The sequence below is a fragment of the Acinetobacter sp. A1-4-2 genome (assembly GCF_040233925.1).
In the GTDB taxonomy this organism is placed as follows: domain Bacteria; phylum Pseudomonadota; class Gammaproteobacteria; order Pseudomonadales; family Moraxellaceae; genus Acinetobacter.
On record NZ_CP157981.1, the window covers coordinates 2,797,188 to 2,818,295 of the forward strand.

19 protein-coding genes are annotated in these 21,108 nt (G+C 45.2%); 9 read left to right on the forward strand and 10 right to left on the reverse strand.

Annotated elements, in window-relative coordinates; translation table 11 throughout:
• Positions 1–14: 14 nt before the first annotated feature.
• Positions 15–914 (forward strand): tRNA glutamyl-Q(34) synthetase GluQRS, encoded by a 900-nt coding sequence (gluQRS, locus tag ABJ384_RS13500; protein ID WP_349929753.1) that lies wholly within the window; start codon positions 15–17, stop codon positions 912–914.
• 55 nt (positions 915–969) lie between these two features.
• A complete protein-coding gene (locus ABJ384_RS13505) occupies positions 970–1,203 on the forward strand; it encodes a zinc-ribbon domain-containing protein (RefSeq protein WP_349927925.1) in 234 nt (77 codons plus the stop codon).
• Between the two features lie 15 nt (positions 1,204–1,218).
• Here ABJ384_RS13505 and ftsW read toward each other — a convergent pair whose 3' ends face one another.
• From ftsW to ABJ384_RS13530, 5 genes are all read right to left on the reverse strand, one after another.
• The gene (ftsW, locus tag ABJ384_RS13510; protein WP_349927927.1) at positions 1,219–2,415 is read right to left on the reverse strand and encodes a putative lipid II flippase FtsW; all 1,197 of its coding nucleotides are present in this window, start codon (positions 2,413–2,415) and stop codon (positions 1,219–1,221) included.
• Positions 2,416–2,436: 21 nt separating this feature from the next.
• Positions 2,437–3,783 carry a UDP-N-acetylmuramoyl-L-alanine--D-glutamate ligase gene (gene murD / locus ABJ384_RS13515; RefSeq protein WP_349927929.1) on the reverse strand — a complete coding sequence of 449 codons (1,347 nt, stop codon included), beginning with the start codon at positions 3,781–3,783 and terminating at the stop codon, positions 2,437–2,439.
• A gap of 177 nt (positions 3,784–3,960) precedes the next feature.
• Positions 3,961–4,212, reverse strand: a complete 252-nt coding sequence (locus ABJ384_RS13520) for a DUF6587 family protein (RefSeq protein WP_349927931.1) — start codon at positions 4,210–4,212, stop codon at positions 3,961–3,963.
• A 30-nt stretch (positions 4,213–4,242) separates the two neighbouring features.
• Entirely contained in the window at positions 4,243–6,105 is a 1,863-nt protein-coding gene (locus tag ABJ384_RS13525) for a ferrous iron transporter B (protein ID WP_349927933.1), read from the reverse strand.
• Positions 6,102–6,362, reverse strand: a complete 261-nt coding sequence (locus ABJ384_RS13530) for a FeoA family protein (RefSeq protein WP_086195419.1) — start codon at positions 6,360–6,362, stop codon at positions 6,102–6,104. Before ABJ384_RS13530 ends, ABJ384_RS13525 begins: the two co-directional genes overlap by 4 nt.
• 172 nt (positions 6,363–6,534) lie before the next feature.
• On the opposite strand from ABJ384_RS13530, the gene xerD reads away from it, so the two are divergent.
• The 4 genes from xerD to thrC all read left to right on the forward strand — a co-directional run bounded on the left by xerD (position 6,535) and on the right by thrC (position 10,992).
• Positions 6,535–7,452, forward strand: a complete 918-nt coding sequence (xerD, locus tag ABJ384_RS13535; RefSeq protein WP_086195418.1) for a site-specific tyrosine recombinase XerD — start codon at positions 6,535–6,537, stop codon at positions 7,450–7,452.
• Positions 7,453–7,551: 99 nt separating this feature from the next.
• A complete protein-coding gene (locus ABJ384_RS13540; protein WP_349927936.1) occupies positions 7,552–8,367 on the forward strand; it encodes a DsbC family protein in 816 nt (271 codons plus the stop codon).
• Positions 8,368–8,491: 124 nt separating this feature from the next.
• The gene (locus ABJ384_RS13545) at positions 8,492–9,796 is read left to right on the forward strand and encodes a homoserine dehydrogenase (RefSeq protein WP_349927938.1); all 1,305 of its coding nucleotides are present in this window, start codon (positions 8,492–8,494) and stop codon (positions 9,794–9,796) included.
• A gap of 56 nt (positions 9,797–9,852) precedes the next feature.
• Positions 9,853–10,992 (forward strand): threonine synthase, encoded by a 1,140-nt coding sequence (gene thrC / locus ABJ384_RS13550; RefSeq protein WP_349927940.1) that lies wholly within the window; start codon positions 9,853–9,855, stop codon positions 10,990–10,992.
• 102 nt (positions 10,993–11,094) lie between these two features.
• On the opposite strand, the gene ABJ384_RS13555 is transcribed toward thrC, so the two are convergent.
• Positions 11,095–12,141: a serine hydrolase gene (locus tag ABJ384_RS13555; RefSeq protein ID WP_349927942.1), complete on the reverse strand. Its 1,047-nt coding sequence runs from the start codon at positions 12,139–12,141 to the stop codon at positions 11,095–11,097.
• Positions 12,142–12,361: 220 nt separating this feature from the next.
• On the opposite strand from ABJ384_RS13555, the gene ABJ384_RS13560 reads away from it, so the two are divergent.
• Genes ABJ384_RS13560 through ABJ384_RS13570 form a run of 3 tightly spaced genes read left to right on the forward strand, consistent with a single transcriptional unit; the run spans position 12,362 to position 16,022 of the window.
• Positions 12,362–12,997, forward strand: coding sequence for a response regulator (locus ABJ384_RS13560; RefSeq protein ID WP_349927944.1), 636 nt, complete (start codon positions 12,362–12,364; stop codon positions 12,995–12,997).
• 27 nt (positions 12,998–13,024) lie between these two features.
• Positions 13,025–14,590 (forward strand): ATP-binding protein, encoded by a 1,566-nt coding sequence (locus ABJ384_RS13565; protein WP_349927946.1) that lies wholly within the window; start codon positions 13,025–13,027, stop codon positions 14,588–14,590.
• A gap of 19 nt (positions 14,591–14,609) precedes the next feature.
• Positions 14,610–16,022, forward strand: coding sequence for a sigma-54 dependent transcriptional regulator (locus ABJ384_RS13570; protein WP_349929754.1), 1,413 nt, complete (start codon positions 14,610–14,612; stop codon positions 16,020–16,022).
• A gap of 25 nt (positions 16,023–16,047) precedes the next feature.
• Here the strand turns inward: ABJ384_RS13570 and ABJ384_RS13575 are convergent, their stop codons facing one another.
• From ABJ384_RS13575 to lptF, 4 genes are all read right to left on the reverse strand, one after another.
• On the reverse strand, positions 16,048–17,226 hold the full coding sequence (locus ABJ384_RS13575) for a S41 family peptidase (RefSeq protein ID WP_349927948.1): 1,179 nt from the start codon (positions 17,224–17,226) through the stop codon (positions 16,048–16,050).
• A 26-nt stretch (positions 17,227–17,252) separates the two neighbouring features.
• Positions 17,253–18,800: a 2,3-bisphosphoglycerate-independent phosphoglycerate mutase gene (gene gpmI, locus ABJ384_RS13580; protein WP_349927950.1), complete on the reverse strand. Its 1,548-nt coding sequence runs from the start codon at positions 18,798–18,800 to the stop codon at positions 17,253–17,255.
• A 122-nt stretch (positions 18,801–18,922) separates the two neighbouring features.
• A complete protein-coding gene (gene lptG, locus ABJ384_RS13585) occupies positions 18,923–19,993 on the reverse strand; it encodes an LPS export ABC transporter permease LptG (RefSeq protein WP_349927952.1) in 1,071 nt (356 codons plus the stop codon).
• 1 nt (position 19,994) lies between these two features.
• Positions 19,995–21,095, reverse strand: coding sequence for an LPS export ABC transporter permease LptF (gene lptF, locus ABJ384_RS13590; protein ID WP_349927954.1), 1,101 nt, complete (start codon positions 21,093–21,095; stop codon positions 19,995–19,997).
• Positions 21,096–21,108: the final 13 nt, after the last annotated feature.

Consider the following 21,108-nt stretch of genomic DNA (forward strand, 5'->3'; position numbering starts at 1 on the left):
TAAGTAATCCCTCCCTGACCCTCCCTTTAAAAAAGGGAGGGAAAGCTGAAGAGAGTTACGTGGGTCGGTTTGCGCCATCGCCAACCGGCCCTTTGCATTTTGGCTCGCTTATTACAGCGGTGGCCAGTTATTGCGATGCCCGTGCCCATCAGGGGCAATGGCTGATCCGGATTGAAGATACTGACATGCCGCGTATTTATCCCGGTAGTGAAGAACATATCTTGCGCTCAATCGATGCGTTCCAGTTTCAGCCCGATGCTGAGATCATTTTCCAGAAAGACCGCCTTGATATTTATGAATCTGTGATAGAACAGCTGCATCAGCAAGGCTGGGTCTATGCCTGCCAGTGCACCCGTAAAATGCTCGGCTCCAATCATATCTATGCCGGAACCTGCCGGGATTTAAACCTGCCTTTTCAGCAGCAAGCCATTCGTCTGAAAGTACCAGATCAACAGATCTGCTTCACCGATCGCCTGCAAGGAACACATTGTTCCAACCTGCAACAGGACCTAGGCGATTTTGTGCTGAAGCGCCGTGATGGCATTATCAATTATCAGCTCGCCGTAGTGGTTGATGATTATCTGCAAGGAGTCACCCACGTAGTTCGCGGTGCCGACCTGCTGGATAATACCGAACGGCAAATCTGGCTCGGTTCGCTGCTGGGTTATCCGCAACTTGAATATATGCATCTGCCTTTAGCAATGAATGCTCAGGGACAAAAACTCTCTAAACAAAATCTGGCTCAAGCACTCGATCTCAAGCGTGCTCCTGAATTATTACAGCAAGCCATTCGTGCTTTGCACCAGCCCGAAGTCGATTTAGACACGCCCCAAAATATGCTGAAACAGGCCATTGCGCAGTGGAATACAGACTGCATTCCCCATACAACTGAGCTACACGGCAGCTATTTATAAAACTTGGATTATCATTAAGCTAAAAACATCTACAGCATATAATGACAGACTTAAAATGTTTTTTATCTTTGGTATTGACCCTAAAACCAAAGTAGTCGAGAAAAATCAGTTTCTATGCCCGGTATGCAGAACGCATAGCGCTTATGAATTGAAACAGCAAGGCAATTATTTTTCTATATTTTTTATCCCACTGATTCCCCTTTCCAAGGCGAAAGGAGAATTTGTGCAATGCTTGCATTGTGGAACGGAAATGCCGAGCACCGTATTAATCCATGCTCAACCAGACTGATCGTCCGAATCAACGCTAGAAGCTTGATTCTTCTTTGCTTGGATTGGCTTTTTGTGTCGTGGCATCAATTTTCAAAATCAGGCTGATCATCACTGCACACATAATTAACGATGAACCGCCATAACTGATAAACGGCAAGGTCAAACCTTTGGTCGGTAACATGCCCATATTCATCCCGGCATTCACCAGGATTTGCAGCAAGAAAATAATACTGATGCCATAGGCCAGATAACCTGCACGCAAGTATTGATACTGTAAGGCACGATGTCCAATCTTGATACAGCAGACCACCATCATGAAGGAAAGAATCAATACGGTACTGATACCGAAAAAGCCGAATTCCTCACCTAAAATCGCCAGCATAAAGTCAGTATGCGCTTCAGGCAGATAAGACATTTTCTGGATACTATGACCCAGTCCGACTCCCATCCATTCACCCCGACCAAAGGCCATCAGTGCATTAGACAACTGATAGCCGGTGCCCAAGGGGTCAGCCCAAGGATTGGTAAATGATAAGGCACGCTGTAAACGGTAAGGCTCAAAGATAATTGCGGCGGCCAAAGCAAAGATAATCGCGATCAGGAAGAAAATAAACTGAATCGGCGGCGCGCCAGCCAGGAAGAAAACGCCTAAAATCATCAGGACAATCACCGCAGTCGCACCCAGATCGGGTTCCAGCAGGATTAAGCCTACAGTGATGATCATCACGCCGACCAAGCGGTATAGGCCGGATGCACTGCTTCGCACCTCTTTTGCCCGTCGTACCACATAATCCGCAGTAAAGATGGCCATCATGACCTTGGCCACTTCCGAGGCCTGCAAGGTAAAACCGGCTATACGAATCCAGCGGGTGGAACCGTTGACTTCGGTGCCAGCAACCAATACCACCGCCAGCAGCAGAATGGTCATAATCCACAGGGGAAAGGTATTGTTAAACCAAACATTCAGCGATACTTTATAAGCCAGAAATGCAGCTACACCTGCCACAAAAATGGAAATGCCGTGTCGGATTACATAATGAAATGCATTTTCATGTAAGCGGTCGGCATAGGGCATCGATGCCGATGCCACCATGATTGAACCGATACAAAGCAAGGCAATGACACAAAAAATCAGCACATTACGTGGCGTAACTTCAGCGGGAATTTTCGCTCCCCACTGATTGTAGACCTGATTAATTTTATTTATGGTCGTCTGAGCTAACCCAGCCATACAACTTTCCTTATCGTTCTTCTAAGCAAGTGTGTTCACACATTCAACAAACTGGTGTCCACGTTCACTATAACCTTTAAACATATCAAAACTTGCACATGCAGGTGACAATAACACCACATCATGGGCTTGGGTATGTTGCTGGCATAATTCCACCGCTTCTTTTAAAGATTCGGCATGAAGCAATGTCGTGGTTCCTTCAATGGCGGCTTCAATAATCGGACGGTCTTCACCAATTAACACCGCGACTTTGGCATATTTGCTTAAAGACTCACGTAAAGCAGTGAAATCCTGACCTTTACCTTGACCACCCAGGATGATTGCCACTTTCCCCTGTTGCGGCTCAATTGCAGCCCCCAAACCATCAATGGCAGCCAAGGTTGCGCCAATATTGGTGCCTTTAGAGTCGTTATAATAACGAACACCATTGACTTCTTTAACAAATTCACAGCGATGCTCTAGGCCTTTAAAGGTTTTCAGCGTTTCCAGCATGCTGTCCAGCGGCAAACCGATCGCTTCACCCAAAGCCAGGCAAGCCAAGGCATTGGCTACATTATGCGTACCTTGAATGTACATGTCTGTGCTTTTTAACAGGCGTTCACGACCACGTGCCAGCCAGATCGTGCCATTATCTTCTTTTAAGATGCCGTACTGATTTAAATCCGGTGCATTCAGGCCAAAGCTCTGCATGGGTGTCGTATCTGGAACCAGTGGACGAGTAAGTGAATCATCACGGTTAAACACGACTTTTTTCACGCCCTGGAAAATACGATGTTTTGCAGTGTGATAACCAAACATATCGCCATGACGATCAAGATGATCTTCACTCATGTTCAGTACCACTGCCACTTCGGCATTTAAATTGGAGGTAGTTTCCAACTGGAAGCTGGACAATTCCAGAATATACAGTTCAGGGTCATCTTTGGTTAAATCCAGTGCAGGACGACCCAGGTTACCGCCTACCGCCACTTTCTTGCCGGCATCTTTAGCCATTAGGCCAATCAGAGTCGTTACGGTACTTTTGGCATTTGAACCGGTAATTGCAACAATCGGTTTATCGGTGGCACGGCGCAAAACCTGAATTTCACTGATTACCGGAATGCCTTGGGCAATCGCTGCCTGAATTTCTGCAATCTTTGGATCAAGCCCCGGACTAATCACAATTTCTTCAGCTTGTAATAACAGATCTTGATCAAGCTGACCAAAACTGGTCTGAACATCGGCAGGAATCTGATCATGTCCGGGAGGTGTCTTTCGAGAATCTGTTACTGCAACGCGGTAGCCATGTTCATGTAAGAAATTGACTGCTGCAACACCTGAAATTCCGAGTCCTGCAACAACTTTTAATCCACCACGCTGTATTAACATTTTTGCCCCATTTTATGGTCTGTTTTTAAAACTGACAAAATGTTAGCACTTTGCTGTTTTGAATGCTTTTTCTGTTTTGACTTTATCTCGGCTTTTTTGTGTCAGCGCGTAAAAAAACCGTCATAAAAATGACGGTTTTGCAAAATTCTTATTGAAGATGGAAATATGACCTGAAAGTTATTTCCATTTTACCGCTTGCACTTCAGGTTTTTTCTGAACCGGGTCGGGATTTGCAGCACAGCCACAGCTTCCTCCGCAACCTGAAACCATCGCCGGTTTTAACCACTTTGCCAAAGCTGCCCAACCCTGCTTTTCACAGTGCTTGGACAATGCCGTGAAGGCTGAATTTAATGTTCTGGGAAAAACTTTCTTAAACACCACGACAGCACTCCAAAGGACCAAAGCAGCCACAATCAGAATTTCAATCATTTCAGTCTCCTTTCACAGCCTTAAATCACACTATCCAAAGTAATGTGAAGCAATTTGATAGGTCAGGAATGACATCAGATATGCCAGACCAAACAGGTACAGGGTCATGAAAGACATGGTTTTCCACGACCCCGTTTCGCGGCGCACCGTCGCCAGCGTGGCCAGACAGTGCGGTGCATAGATAAACCACACCAGCAATGACAAACCTGTCGCCAATGACCAGCCCAATTCACCTGTGCTACCGATAATAGAAGCCAGACCCTGTGACATGGCATCTTCATCTACCGCAGAAAGTGCATATACGGTACCCAATGCAGCCACCACCACTTCACGAGCCGCCATTGCAGGAATTAAAGCAATACAGATTTGCCAGTTAAAGCCCAGTGGGGCAAAAATTGGCTGCATCACATGACCCAGCATTCCGGCAAAGGAATAATCAATTGCCGGGGCAGTTGCACCGTCCGGCGCTTGCGGGAATGTACACAGGAACCACAGTAAAATGGACAGGGCGAAGATGATGCCACCGACACGTTTCAGGAAGATTTTGGCGCGATCCAGGAGACCAATCCAAACGCTTTTGACATCAGGAAAACGGTAGCTTGGCAACTCCATTAATAACATATGCTGTGACTTGTCTTTCTGGAAAAATTTCAGCACGGTCGCCACAATCAAGGCACTAACAATCCCGGCCATATATAAGCCAAACAGCACCAAACCCTGTAAATTGAATATACCCCAAACCATTTTTTCCGGAATGAAAGCGGCAATCAGCAAGGCATAGACCGGCAAACGGGCCGAGCAGGTCATCAACGGTGCCACAAAAATCGTGGTTAAACGGTCACGCGGATCACTGATGCTGCGGGTTGCCATAATGCCCGGCACCGCACAGGCAAAGCTGGACAATAGCGGAATAAAAGCACGACCTGAAAGACCGGCTTTAAACATCAGCTTATCCAGCAAAAATGCCGCACGCGGTAGGTAACCCGATTCTTCCAGCACCAAAATGAAAAAGAACAGGATTAAAATCTGGGGCAGAAACACCACCACACCACCGGCACCGGCGATAATGCCATCCACCACCAGACTGTTGAGTAAGGGATGAGAAATCTGTGCACTGACCACTTCACCCAGCCAGCCAAAAAAGCGTTCAATGCCATCCATGAATGGTGCAGCCCAGGCAAATACCGCCTGGAACACGATGAACATCATCAGGGCCAGACTGACCAGCCCCCCCACCGGATGTAAAAATATCTTGTCCAGAAAATCAGAGCGTTTGTCTTCATGGTCAACAAAAACCACCACATCTTTTAGCAGCTGAGCAATTTTTTCATGATTTGAACCCGAAATTTTGACATCACTCAGTTCAGCATTGGGCGTTCTAAACGTTTCCGCATCCAGTGCACCCATCAGGTTTTCAATCCCTGCATTACGTACTGCAACGGTTTCTACCACAGGAATGCCTAAACGTTGCGATAGTTTTTGCGTGTTGATCTGCATGCCACGGCGGCGTGCTTCGTCCATCATGTTTAAGACCAGTAAAATCGGACGGCCCAGCTCAATCATTTCCAGAACCAAACCGAGATGCAATTTTAGGTTAGTTGCATCGACTACACATAGAAAGGCATCTTGCTGACCTTCTTCTGCAATTTTGCCTTGCACCACATCGCGGGTAATGGCTTCGTCCGGACTAGTGGCATTCAGACTATAGGTCCCAGGTAAATCCAGTACACGAACCGCACGAGCCGAAGGTAAAATAAACTGCCCTACTTTACGTTCAACCGTGACCCCAGCATAGTTACCAACCTTCTGCCGTGTTCCGGTTAAATGGTTGAATAATGATGTTTTACCGCAGTTCGGGTTACCTACAAGGGCAATACGTAGCGCATCACTCATGCAGTGATCCCCTCTTCAATTTCAATTTTTTCAGCTTCAACTTTGCGCAGTGCGAAACGGGTAAACCCCACCTGTATCAGGATAGGATCACCACCAAAAATACCTTTGGTAATGACCTGAACTTTTGTTCCCGGTACAAAGCCCAAAGTTTCCAAACGACTCGCCACCAGATCAGTCTGAGCTGTATCACCATTCAAAGTACGGTTGACTTTGCGAATGATGGCCGTTTGTTTCACTTTCAAATCAGATAATCGCACCGCATCTAATCCTAAAATATTTGCTACAGTATACAAACAAATGAGAATAATTACCAAGTAAGGTTTGATTCCAATTCTCATCTTGTCTGTAGCGTTCGACATTGCAAAAAAATTGGTCTACATTGATCAACACCAAGAAAAACTTGGATTTTTCATTCAATGTAGAAGTGACATGCTCAATAAAAAGCCTCGTATTCCTGCACCGGTAAATATTCCTGAACATTTAAGTTTTTTACAGGGGTTTCGAGATTATTTAATTGCTCAAACCGTCAGTCCGCATACGCGTAATGCTTATCTATCTGATTTAATTCAATGTAGTGAATGTCATGCGGTTTCAATGCCAGACTGGAATAGTGATGACATCTCCGATGTTTTATTGAATTTGACCAAACAGGGCAAAAGTCCGCGCTCGATTGCCCGCTCACTTTCTGCACTCAGATCCTTTTATAAATTTTTACGTGAACAAAAATTACGTAGCGATAATCCTGTTGCAACCCATAAAACGCCTAAGATTGGCCGGGCCTTGCCTAAAGATTTATCTGAAGCCGATGTTGAAGCCCTCATTAACGCTCCCGACATCAATACAGCACTGGGCTTACGCGACCGGGCCATGTTTGAAGTCCTCTATGCCTGCGGCCTGCGGGTATCTGAATTACTCAATTTAAGACTGGAACTGATTAATTTAAAACAAGGTTATTTGCGCATTGTCGGTAAAGGTAACAAGGAGCGTCTGGTGCCTTTGGGACAAGTCGCTTGCGAATGGATTGAAAAGTATCTTAATGAAGCGCGTTCCCATTTATATAAAACTGCTACCGACTATGTCTTTTTAACCCAGCATGGCGGCATCATGAGCCGGCAAAATTTCTGGTATGCCATTAAACGTTATGCCTTGCAGGCCGGGATTCAAACCGAACTTTCGCCGCATACCCTACGTCATGCCTTTGCCACCCATTTACTCAATCATGGTGCCGACTTGCGTGTGGTCCAGATGCTGCTCGGGCATAGTGATTTATCCACCACTCAAATTTATACCCACGTGGCTCAGGTTCGCATGCAGCAATTGCATGCCACTTATCACCCGCGTGCCTAATTTTTGATATCCGACATCTAAGACCAAGAAGTTTAACCAGCAAGACGCTTTTTTGTTATGCTTAGGCACCTGTTTTTATACCTACAAAAAGGGTTATTTATGTCATTTACCCGTTCAAAAGTTTTTCTGGCCTGTACTTTGGCCAGCAGCTTAGCCATTACTGCCTGTTCCAATGCAAATAACGATGAAAAAAAGCAAAATACCTTAACCGCGAGTGCCCCTGCCACCGGCCAGGCCTCGAACCTTTCAGAACGCAATGCACAGCAACGTCTGGTAAACACGCTGCAGCAGCACTTCAAGAAAGCCAATATCAATGCCAAAATTTTAAATATCAAGGCAACCGAAGTTCCTAACCTGTATTGGGTTAACCTGGAAGGCATGTCGTCTGTCTATGCCACTGCCGACGGCAAATACATTATTCAGGGTGATGTGCTGCGTTTAGGTGACAATAAAATTCACAATGTCAGTGAAAACCTGCAATCTGAAGCCAATAAAAAGCTGCTGGCTAACTTAAAAGTCGAAGATTTGCTGGTTTATAAAGCACAAGGTAAAACCAAACATGTCGTGTATGTGTTTACCGATGCCAGTTGCCCGTATTGCCATAAATTGCATGAGCATATGAGCGAAATTAATGCCAAGGGCATCGAAGTACGCTATATCGCTTGGCCACGTGGCGAACAGTTCATGCCAGCCATGGAAAGCGTATGGTGTAGTAAAGACCGTCAGGCGGCTTTTGATCAGGCGATTGCCGGAGCACCGCTTGCTCCAGCGACCTGTAAGAATCCGGTCAGAGATCAATATCAGCTGGGGCTGAATATGGGCGTCAACGGCACTCCGGCCATTTATAACAGCGAGGGCGTTTACCTAGGTGGATATCTCTCGCCTGAAGAATTGGTAGAGCGTTTAAATAACTAATTTTTATCAGTTCATCTACTAAATTTAATAGGTAGAGATAAAGTGATTTCTGCCCTAGAGTCTGGCCGTTTTTTTAGCTATGATCTAGATTCGCTTAAAGTTGAATACATATTTGGAGTGTGACGTGAAACCAGTTCGTCTGGCAATCCTCGGTCTTGGTACTGTGGGTGGTGGTGCCCTTAAACTACTAAAAGAAAATGCTGCTGAGATAAAACGTCGCACCGGTCGAGAAATCCAAATTACCCATGTGGGTACACGTCGCCCACGTCCCGATCTGGATTTACCCGCTTCAGTAAAGCAAAGTGCTGATCTGCTCGATATTGTTCGTCAACCGGATGTCGATGTGGTGGTAGAAGTCATGGGCGGCATTCACCCTGCTTATGAAGTCATCATGGAAGCGATGAAACACGGCAAGCACATTGTAACGGCTAACAAGGCCCTGCTGGCTGAACATGGCAATGAGCTGTTTAAAGCAGCCGAAGACCATGCCGTGCAAATTGCCTATGAAGCTGCCGTTGCTGGTGGTATTCCAATTATTAAAGTCATTCGTGAAGGTTTGGCTGCCAACAAGATTGAATGGCTAGCAGGCATCATCAACGGTACAGGCAACTTCATTTTAAGTGAAATGCGTGAAAAAGGTCGTGCTTTTGCAGACGTGCTGAAAGAAGCTCAAGAGCTGGGTTATGCCGAAGCAGATCCAACCTTTGACGTTGAAGGCATTGATGCTGCACATAAACTGACGATTCTGGCTTCATGTGCCTTTGGTATTCCGCTACAGTTCGACAAGGTATTTACTGAAGGCATCAGCAAAGTGACTGCTCAAGACGTGAAATATGCCGAAGATCTGGGCTTCCGTATCAAGCACCTGGGAATTGCCCGTCGTGCTGCATCGGGTATTGAATTACGTGTTCATCCTACTTTAATTCCAGATGATCAACTGATTGCCAATGTTAATGGCGTGAAAAATGCAGTCTTGGTTCAAGCCAATGCGGTTGGTCCAACACTGTATTACGGCGCAGGTGCAGGTGCTGGCCCTACTGCTTCTGCGGTAGTTGCAGACATCGTGGATATTGTCCGTGATATTATTTACACAGAAGATGGTGCCGGAACCATTCCACAGCTGGCTTTTGAAGCTTTGACAGATTTGCCAATTCTGCCGCGTGAAGAAATGACCACGGGCTATTACATCCGCATTAATGCCGAAGATCAAACAGGTGTTCTGGCAGATGTCACCACCATTTTAAGCCGTGCCGGTATTAGCATTGACGCGATCATGCAACAGCCGCGCTTAAAAGACCTTATTCCTATCGTGATTCTGACTGATCCAGTCAAGGAATCAAAAATGGATGAAGCCCTTCAGCAAATTCAAGCATTGCCCGTCATTCATGGCGAAATTGTACGAATTCGTTTAGAATCGCTTGATAATTAATCGGGTTGAGGGGAGTATTCCCCTTGCCAAGCTCTACACACAATTGGAACATCATCATGTCTAATGCCAATCGTTATACTGGTTTAGTTGACCGCTATCGCGACCGTTTACCAGTGTCTGCAACTACTCGCGCAATCTCTTTAGGCGAAGGGAATACGCCACTGATCAAGCTTGAGAACATTCCACGCATTATTGGCAAAAATGTTGAAATTTATGTGAAGTACGAGGGCTTAAACCCGACTGGTTCATTTAAAGACCGTGGTATGACCATGGCGGTTACTAAAGCAGTTGAAGAAGGCTCTAAAGCGATTATCTGTGCTTCTACCGGTAACACTTCTGCTGCTGCAGCCGCTTATGCTGCCCGTGCTGGTATCAAAGCATTTGTGCTCATTCCAGAAGGCAAAATTGCCATGGGCAAAATGGCACAAGCGATGATGTATGGTGCTGTCACCATGCAAATCCGCGGTAACTTCGACGACGGTATGCGTCTGGTCAAAGAAGTGGCTGACCAAGCACCTGTGACGATTGTAAACTCAATCAACCCTTACCGTTTGCAAGGTCAAAAAACCATTGCTTATGAAATCGTGGATGAGTTAGGTCGTGCGCCTGATTACCACTGCTTGCCAGTGGGTAATGCAGGTAACATCACGGCTCACTGGATGGGTTATACCGAAGCTGTTGCCAACCAGCCTAAAGAGCAGTTTGAACAGGTGGTTTATGATGCTGCAACTGATCAGTTCACCGGTCCTAAACCTGAAGGCTTGCCAACCATGGTCGGTTACCAGGCATCTGGCGCTGCGCCGTTCCTGCGTGGTGCACCAGTTGAAAACCCTGAAACAATTGCTACAGCCATCCGTATTGGTAACCCACAAAGCTGGAATCATGCCAAAGCGGTTGTACGTGATTCAAAAGGCTGGTTCGATGAACTGACCGATACTGAAATCTTGGAAGCGCAACGCTTACTTTCTATGTATGAAGGTGTATTCGTAGAACCTGCTTCTGCAGCGTCTATCGGTGGTGCGATTCGTGACATTAAGGCAGGTAAAATTGCTGAAGGTTCTGTCATCGTATGTACAGTAACCGGTAATGGCCTGAAAGACCCTGACACTGCCATCAAACAATGTTCTGATGCCGTGATGTTGTCTATCGATGCCTCTATGGATCAAGTGAAAGACTCTATTCTTTCTAATATGTAATGCATATTTAGACCGAAGAAAAAAAACCCTGCGATCGCAGGGTTTTTTCATTTAGAAGCATTCAAATGTTGAGTAGATTTGAAGACTTCTCCAAATTCAGCCTTAAATACGCTTGGGTAACTGGCTAACCCAAGTCATTAAACGGGTGGCATCATTGGTACGTGCAGCAGAAGAATCTGCTCCAAGCAGTACAACCACAGCCGGACGGTTATTTAAAGTGGTATGCATGGCTACACAACGTCCTGCTTCATTGATATAACCGGTTTTGGAAATATTGATATTCCAGCCACCATTACGTACTAACGCATTGGTATTGTTCGATTTCAATACCCGGTAACCAAGGTTAAAATCATAGCTTGGAGTGGTCGAGAACTGGCGAATCAAACCATATTGCGATGCAGTATTGACCAAAATACCAAGGTCACGTGCTGAAGACACATTGCCCGGGTTCAAACCTGTTGACTCCAGATAATGGGTTGAATTCATTCCAAGTGCTTTGGCTTTTTTGTTCATCGCTGCGATGAAAGCCGAACGTCCCCCTGGATAAGTACGTGCCAATGCAGAAGCAGCCGGATTCTCAGACTTCATTAAAGCAAACAGTAAAGCTTCAGCGCGATTCATGCTATCACCCGCACGGAGCGTTGAGCTTGAACTCTTACAGCCTGAACAAGAAAAGTCAGCCTGCTGCAAGGTAATTGTCTCAGACATGTTTAAACGCGCATCAGCAATGACCACAGCAGTCATCAGCTTGGTTAGAGAGGCAATTGGAAAGGCAGTATTACTATTTTTACTGTATAAAACCTCACCTGTTTGGCCGTCCATCACCAAAGCAGCACGGGCATTAACCGAAGGCTGGTTGCCATAGTTGGAATTATTTAAAATCTGTACCGTTTTAGGTGCAGAATGAGGCGCCACTCCATTTGAATTGCGTACAGAAGTGGTTACTTTTGTTGAACCTTGTGGAGAAACTTCTTCAGCTGAAGCATCACCGTTTAATAATTGACTCACATCTTCAGAGGACCAGTTTAACGTCGCTTGTCCCGCCCCTTTAGACGCATCCATCACCAGCTCAGCAAAACTGGTTGAACTTATGCCTAGCAGAATCGATATGCCTAGCACATGCATTAAAGATTTTTTCGAATTTTTCACGGTGATTTACTCAACTCAAGAAGGCAATATACATTTGTATATTCCCTCAAAAATGCTTACATTTAAACACAAATATGAACACTTTTTGTTACTCACAACATTGTGTATAACATTTAATGGAAAGATAAAGAATAGGATTGCTAATTTTGTCATTTCATTGCAAGCTTATTTTGCTTTATGTAACAAAAAAATGCATTTTTTTGAGATGAGGGAGAACTAGGTGATCACAGTTTTAGTGGTAGATGACCATGAATTGGTACGTACCGGAATTTGCCGTATGCTCGAAGACCATGCGGATGTTCAAGTGATTGGTCAGGCTGAATCTGGTGAAGAAGCGATTAACTTAGTCCGTCATCATCATCCGAATGTCGTTTTGCTAGATGTCAACATGCCGGGTATTGGCGGGGTAGAAACCACCCGACGCCTATTGCAAACAGCCCCTGAAACCAAAGTACTGGCCGTCAGTGGTCTGGCGGAGGAACCCTATCCTTCCTTATTACTGAAAGCCGGGGCAAAAGGCTATATCACCAAAGGTGCACCGGTTTCCGAAATGGTGCGTGCCATCAACAAGGTCATGCAAGGCGGAAAATATTTCAGTGCCGACATTGCCGAACAACTGGCCAGTTCTTACCTTTCCGACACTCAGCAATCTCCTTTCGATGTCTTGTCGGAACGTGAAATGCAGGTCGCAATGATGGTGGTCAATTGTATTAGTGCCCAGGAAATTGCCGATAAACTTTTTGTCAGTGTTAAAACGGTGAATACTTACCGCTACCGCATCTTCGAAAAGCTGAATCTGGATAGTGATGTCAAATTGACTCATCTGGCCATTCGCTATGGCCTGATTAAACCTTAAGGCCCTTTGGCTTGCTAGAAGACTTGCATGACGCAAAATACCCATAATTTAGAGTTTAACCAATATCATTTAGGTATTTGGTATAGCACCTATAGACTCATTATTGCGACCAGTCTTCTGCTGATTTTCTTACTCACGTATCAGCGCTTAAACCTCGATTATCACTATCCGCAGCTTTATCTTTACGTGCTAATCGGCTACGTATCGGCAAGTTTTATCCAGTTAATCATACTCAAAAGCATACGCTTTAAAACTGCCCAGCAACTCCCGCTGTTATTTGTTGTCGATGTCATTGCTTTAAGCTTGCTCACCCTCGCGGTAGATGGCCCGAACCTGCAATTGAGTTTGCTGTTTGTGATTACCATCTTCGCGGCCTCGTTATTACTCGATGCCCAAAAGGCTTTGATCATTACCCTGATTGCCGTGATCAGTGTGATTTATCAGCTTTTTTTAGGCAGTATTTTTGATTTTTCTTCACTGAATAATATTGGCAACAGTGCGATCTTGGCTTTTCTGTTTTTAGTGGTGTATAGCAGTGGGCAAATTGCAGTAAAACGCTTTCAACTGCTTGAAAATTTAAATTTTTCGCAGTCTTTGGAATTAAACCGGCTGCAAAACCTGAATCGCTATATTCTGGAACAGATCGAACTGGGGTATCTGGTTTTAGATGAAAATTGTCATATTGTGCTGAGCAATCCTGCTGCCTGCCTGATTTTAGGCATTCCTCCGCTCTATGCCTATGACAAATATCCCTTATACAAGGCCCAGCCGGATTTATTTGAATTGCTTAAATTTGATCAACTGCGGGATGGGGAAAAATTTCAGTTTGAGTCACAGCTCAGCCATTATCATATGCATATTGAAGTGCAAAAACTCATGGTGCCACAACAAACCCTGACATTATTGGTATTGCAGGATGCCACCAAGCTCAATCAACGCGTACAACAATTAAAACTCGCGGCACTCGGGCAACTGTCCGCCAGTATTGCTCATGAAATTCGCAATCCTTTAGCCGCGATTGTTCAGGCTAATGAACTTTTGAGTGATAGCGACCCGCATCAACAGGCGGTATTGAGCCGAATGATTGCCAAGCAGACACAGCGTATTGACCGGATTGTACAAGACACGCTGAATATGGTGCGCAATAAAGAAACCCACCCCTCAACCATTGAGTTGAAACAGTTTATTCCCCTACTAATTCTGGAAGATTTGGCTGATATTGCGCCCCAAATTAAATATACTGTTCAAAGTAAAATTTTTGTGCATTTTGACGAGGCACAACTTCGTCAAGTGCTGATTAACCTGATTCGCAATGCCATTCGACATAATGCACCCGAGCATTCACATATCGAGTTGAATGTTTACTTACATGACAACAATGTGCGTATTGATGTTCGTGATTTTGGCGCGGGCGTTGCATCCAAGGATTTGGCTTATTTATTTCAACCTTTTTTTAGTACCGAAATCACAGGAACAGGTTTAGGATTGTACTTATCACATAGTTTTTGTGAAGCCAATCAGGCAAAACTGAACTATGTAAAACAAGAACAGGGAGCATGCTTTCGGATAGAATGCCTGCAAGTTGCTTTATAAATGAAAATTGCTGGGGTGTATTGTGGAACAACAACCACTTGTCTTATTGGTGGATGATGAGGAAGATTTGTGTACCCTCATGCAAATGTCGTTATCTCGTATTGGAATTAAAACCCATATTGCCTATCGTCTGGAACAGGCCAAAAAATTCTTGTCTGAATACCGCTATGATGCCTGTCTAACCGATTTAAATTTACCGGACGGCAATGGACTGCAACTGGTGGAATGGATTAACCAGCACTTTCCATCCGTACCCGTGGCGGTACTGACGGCATATGGCAATATGGAAATCGCCATCGCAGCACTCAAAGCTGGTGCCTTCGATTTTGTCAGCAAACCCGTGAATCAGAAGCATCTGGAGCAGCTCCTGCAAAAAGCCTTTAACAAACCACAAGAACATTTGCAGATCAAGGAAGATAGCCTGGAGCAAAAACTGTTAATTGGACAGTCACTGCCAATTCAACAGTTACGGGTGACCTTAAATAAAATTGCCCGCTCTCAGGCACCTGTTTTTATTACCGGTGAATCCGGAACAGGAAAAGAAGTCATTGCCAATCTGGTGCATCGCCTGAGTAACCGCAATGAAGGACCTTTTATTGCCATTAACTGCGGCGCCATTCCGACTGAATTGATGGAAAGCGAACTGTTCGGGCATAAAAAAGGCAGCTTTACCGGCGCCACTCAGGACAAACAGGGGCTGATTCAATCTGCTCACGGCGGCAGTCTGTTTCTGGATGAAATTGCCGAACTGCCTTTAAACATGCAGGTTAAACTGCTGCGTGCCGTACAGGAAAAACGCATTCGTCCAGTCGGTTCGGACTGTGAAATTGATGTCGATTTCCGCGTGATTAGTGCCAGCCATCAGGATCTGGAAGCTCTGGTTCAGCAAGGCCGCTTTAGACAGGACTTGTTCTTCCGTATCCATGTCATGGATCTGGTCTTGCCTCCACTACGTGACCGCGGTGACGATATTATTTTATTGGCCCATCACTTTATTCAGAAAATTAGTCAGGAATGGGATATTCCGCAAAAACAGCTGACTGATCGTGCGAAAACCTTTTTATTGAGTCAGTATTATCCCGGCAATGTCCGCGAACTGCGCAATATTATTGAACGCGCCATTACCTTAAGCGATGATGAAAGAATCGATTTGCAACACCTGCAAAGCGCACCTTTACGCTACCCTACTGTAGCAGTGCCAGAGGTAACGGAAGGCCAGCACAGCTTGCGCAGTGACATCGTGATATCTTCCAAGAAATTACCCGATGAAGGTTTGGAGCTTTATCTGGAAAATATTGAAAAAGATATTTTACTCAATGCATTAAATTTAACCCATTGGAACAGAACACTGGCTGCCAAGAAACTGGGCATGTCTTTCCGTTCCTTGCGTTATCGACTGAAAAAATTTGGTTTAGATACCGACGAGGACTAGACCATTTTTTAAGGATTAGGCCGTTTTATTTATGAGTTAAAATGATCTCTGCAACATGTTCTAGATAGTTTTCTTCTTTCATTTCATGTTGCAGATAGTGTTGATTGGGCTGAATACCTACCCCTTCAATCATCTGCCCTTTAGGAGTGTAGTAATGCGATACCGTCATCTGTAAAGCTGCACCGTTGGAAAGTGGGAATAGTTTTTGTACCACCCCTTTTCCGTAACTCTTATCCCCGATCACCCAAGCACGGCCATGATCTTTCATCGCGGCAGTAAAGACTTCAGCGGCAGAGGCAGAACGGTTATTGATTAAAATACCCAACTTTAAATTCTGAAATTCGAAACTGGGCAAGGCCTGAAACTGCTGGTCGCCTTCGGAACGGCTTTTGGTTGAAACAATGATTCCCTGGTTCAAAAACAGATCAGCCGATTCAACCGCAGCGGACAATAATCCACCCGGGTTATTTCTTAAATCCAATAACACCGTTTTCAAGCGTGAAGAAGAATACTCTTCAATCAGGCGTTTGATTTCATTGGCTGTATCTTGCTGAAAAACCCTGACCTTGATCACCAGCACCTGATTATGCAATAAGGTTGCCTGAATATCGGTTTCTATTTTTTTATTACGGACTAAAATCAGTGGCTTGCTATTTTGTGCCAGCTGTAAACTTAAGGTCGAACCAATCGAACCATTCAGTAGGCTATTCACCTGATCATGATTGAATTTTTTCAGTTCCTGATCATCAATCTTGAATACACTGACTCCATTGCGCAAACCTTGCTTGGTTGAATCCGCATTTTCCTTTAAGCCTTGAATGACCCATTGATGCAATTGCGGATCATAGGTCAGTTCAAAGTCGACAGAGGCGATATCCCCTTCAGTGTATTGTAATAACTGCTTATATTCTTCTGGACTTAAATAACGGGAATAACGATCTAGCCCGCTCACCAAACCTTTAATCGCTTGTTGAAATAAGGCTTCGTCATTTTTTTCATCGACATAATTTTCTTTGACAATGCTATAAATCTGCACGAACTGCTGAATCGATTCCACCGGAACTTCAGCATAGTTCTGTTCAGCTTCATCATCAAAATCTAAAACAGGCTGTACCTTGCCTTTTACCGCAGCAAAAGCGGAATGGCTCACACACATGAATAACGTTGTTAAAATGACAACCTTTTTCCAGCGCTGTAAAGCCATCCATCCACCTGTTTATACGAAATTTTTTATGATTTTAAAGTAATCAAATTACGACCTTTCATTTCTTCAGGTACAGGAATTTGCATGAGGTTCAACAATGTCGGTGCGACATCTGCAAGTACACCACCTTCAGCAATGGTGGCAGAAGTTGGGCCGACATAAATAAACGGAACCAGTTCAGTGGTATGTTGTGTATGTACCTGACCACTTTGGTAGTCCTGCATTTGCTCTACATTACCATGATCGGCAGTAATCAGCATATGACCTTTTTGTGCCATCACCGCTTCATAGACACGACCGAGGCATGTATCCACTGCTTCCACTGCTTTCACTGCGGCATCGAATACACCGGTATGCCCCACCATATCACCATTGGCATAGTTCACTACCAATAAGTCATATTCACCTGAATTAATCGCAGCAACCAGTTCATCAGTCACTTCGAAAGCACTCATTTCCGGTTTCAGGTCATAAGTGGCAACACTTGGAGATGGAATCAGAATGCGCTTTTCACCCGGGTATTCATCTTCACGACCACCACTGAAGAAGAAAGTCACATGGGCATATTTTTCTGTTTCGGCAATACGCAGCTGGGTTTTACCCAGATTTGATAAATACTCGCCAATCGAGTTTTTCAGCGCTTCAGGCATATAGGCCACAGGTGCATCAATGGTCGCCTGGTAACGGGTGAGCATCACAAATTTAGACAGGTTTGGAACCACTTTACGTTCAAAACCTGCAAAGTCTTTTTCCACAAAGGCTTTGGTGATTTCACGCGCACGGTCGGCACGGAAATTCATGAACACCACACTGTCACCATCCTGAATTTTCGCCGCCTCACCAATACGGGTGGCTTTGACAAACTCATCACTTTCTTCAGCTGCATAAGCTTGTTCCAGACCTTCAACGGCTGTTGCAGCGGTACGTACTGCTTCACCTTCAGTCAACAGACGGTAGGCCTGTTCTACACGATCCCAACGATTGTCACGGTCCATGGCAAAGTAACGGCCGATCAGGGTTGCAATACGACCTTGACCCGGATATTGGGCAAACAATGCATCGAGTTTTTCTAGAGATGGCTGTGCGCTTTTAGGCGGTGTATCACGACCATCCAGGAAAGCATGCAGATAAACTTTTGCACCACGTTTCAGTGCCAGTTCAGCCATGGCTACAATATGGTCTTCATGTGAATGCACGCCACCTTGCGACAGCAAGCCCAAAATATGGACTGCTCCATTTGCGGCTTTGGCTTTTTCAACGGCATCGACCAGCACTTCATGCTCAAAAAAAGCACCGCTACGGATGTCTTTGGTAATGCGAGTGAAATCCTGATACAGCACACGACCTGCACCCAGGTTCATATGACCCACTTCAGAGTTGCCCATTTGACCATCAGGCAGGCCGACATCTTCACCTGAACCTGAAATCAAACCATGTGGATGCTTTTGTTGCATAGCAGTTAAATTTGGTCGTTTTGCTGCCAGGAAAGCATTGTCTTCGACCGCTTCGCGATGACCCACACCATCCATGATTACCAATACGTGAGGGATTTTGCCAGCAGTTGCATCCGTCATAATGAACACTCTTTTGTTTACAATTTCATCGTCATATCTTACCGAATTTTCGGTCAAGACTCTATGTGCAGATCATGACTAAAGCTGATCATGCACATTGTTTTTATCACTGTCGGAGCAGTTTAACGTGCACGGCGCAGTAAATAACCACCGACCAGCAGCATCAGCACAATCGGCACAAACACAAACCATGCCGGTGAAGGTGAATAGACCAGACTGGCATAGCCCAGAAAGTCCTGCAGATAGAAGAATCCCAAGCCAGTAAACAAGGCAATGACCAGACGGAAACCCATCGACTGTTGACGTAAGGGACCAAAAATAAAGGAACAGGCAATCAGCACCAAGGCAATCAGGGCAAATGGCGAACCGACTTTTTGCCAGAATGCCAGCTGGTAGGTTTTCGGCACCTGGCTATATTCACGCATATAGCTCATGAAACTCACCAGCTGACTTGGAGATAAATCTTCCGGGTCAATGGTGACCATATGCACATATTTCGGTTGTAGGGCTAAAGCCAGCGGTAGCTGTGCGCTCTGTAGCAGAGTAGAATTGCCTTGTGGCAGAATATCCATCTGGGTTGCCTGCTGCAGCTTCCAGTCACCATCTTTAATGAACTGGCCCTGTTCTGCATTCAGTACACCTTTCAGATAATAATTGTCATCAAAGTCGACCACCTGAACACGCTGAAGCTGGCCTTGTGCATTGGCATAATCAATGTAAATAAAACGCTGGCCTTCACGGGTCCAGTAGCCCCTCACCTCACCCAATGCACTGGCGCTACGTTGATCTTTGACACTTTTGGCCTGTTCATTGGTATACGGAATCACCCATTCACTTAAGACAAAGGATAACACCACCAGAATCAGCGCTGAACGAATCACCCAGCCCACAATACGCCACAGGCTGATGCCCACCGAGCGCATCACCACCAGCTCACTATTGGAAGCCAGAGTACCTAAACCCAGCACAGCCCCAATCAGGGCAGAGATCGGCAAAATCTCATAGAGATAACGCGGTGCACCCCATAATACATAGAGAAATGCCTGCCAGGCCCCATAGTTTTCGTTCAGCGAACCCAATTCACCCAAATAGGTGAACAGCACCTGTAAAACAGAGAGCACTGCGGTTGCACCCAGCATGGCAAGTGCCGTGGTTTTGGTCACATGTTTGGCGACTATTCGACGTGCTAACATTTTAAGACCTCACCTGCTGAATTCGTTTCTTGATTTTGGGTGCCAGTTTCTGTTTCCGTGAAAACAGTGCTGCGGCAACAGCATAGGCCAGCAACACCAAAGGATAGGCCCAGATGCCCATTTCATCTTTACTAATGCGTGTTTTGACTGCCATCAGGGCCACAATCAGACTGGCAAAAATCAGTAAGGCCGGGAACAGTTTTAAATAACGTCCCTGACGTGGGCTTACTTCACACAGTGCAACCGCCAACATTAAGGCAACCACAATGGAAAAGGGTACGAAGAGACGCCAGCCCAATTCACTCACAACGACAGGATCATTGCGATTGTTCCAAAGTTTGGCAATTGGTAAGGCTTCCACTTCAGCACTTTCAAATTTTGCTTCTTGATCACTTTCTAAACGTAAACGATAAGATTGAAACTCTGCTTGTGTATATTTAGGTGTTCCCGGGAAAATTTCATAACGGCGCCCTTCTACCAAATCCACAATACTGGCCGTTTCATTAGCCACTTCTACACGGGTGGCTTCCTTCGCCAAAATCATGACATCAGGTTTTCCCGGTTTTTCAGCACGCTGATAGAAAAACACATCTTTTAAATTGTGACGATCTTCCGACAAATCCCCTGCATAAATGGTATAAGGACCAGAGGAAATAAACTCTTTGGGGCGGACCAAATCGAAACCGGTTCTCACCGCCTGATTGGTGATCAGTTCTTCAAAGTGACGCAGTCCCCAAGGTGACATCCACACCATCAATACTGTTTGAACCGCAAGAAAAACCACAGTCAGTGGAATCAGCAAACGTCCCAACTGATTACGGCTGATGCCACTACCATTCATGACTGCCATTTCATGATCGACGTAGAGACGGCCAAACACCAGCATCAGACCAATGAAAAAGCCGAGCGGAAGAATTAATGTTAAAAATTCTGGCAGTCGATAACCAATAATGCTAAACAAAATACTGGTATCTAAACGACCTTGTGCCGCCACACCAAAAAACTTGATCAGCCGACCACCCATCATGATTAAGGTCAATAAAGCAATGACCACCAGGGAGGTAGACAGCACTTGCTTGACCAGATAACGCCGAATAATCAAATTAATTCTTCCC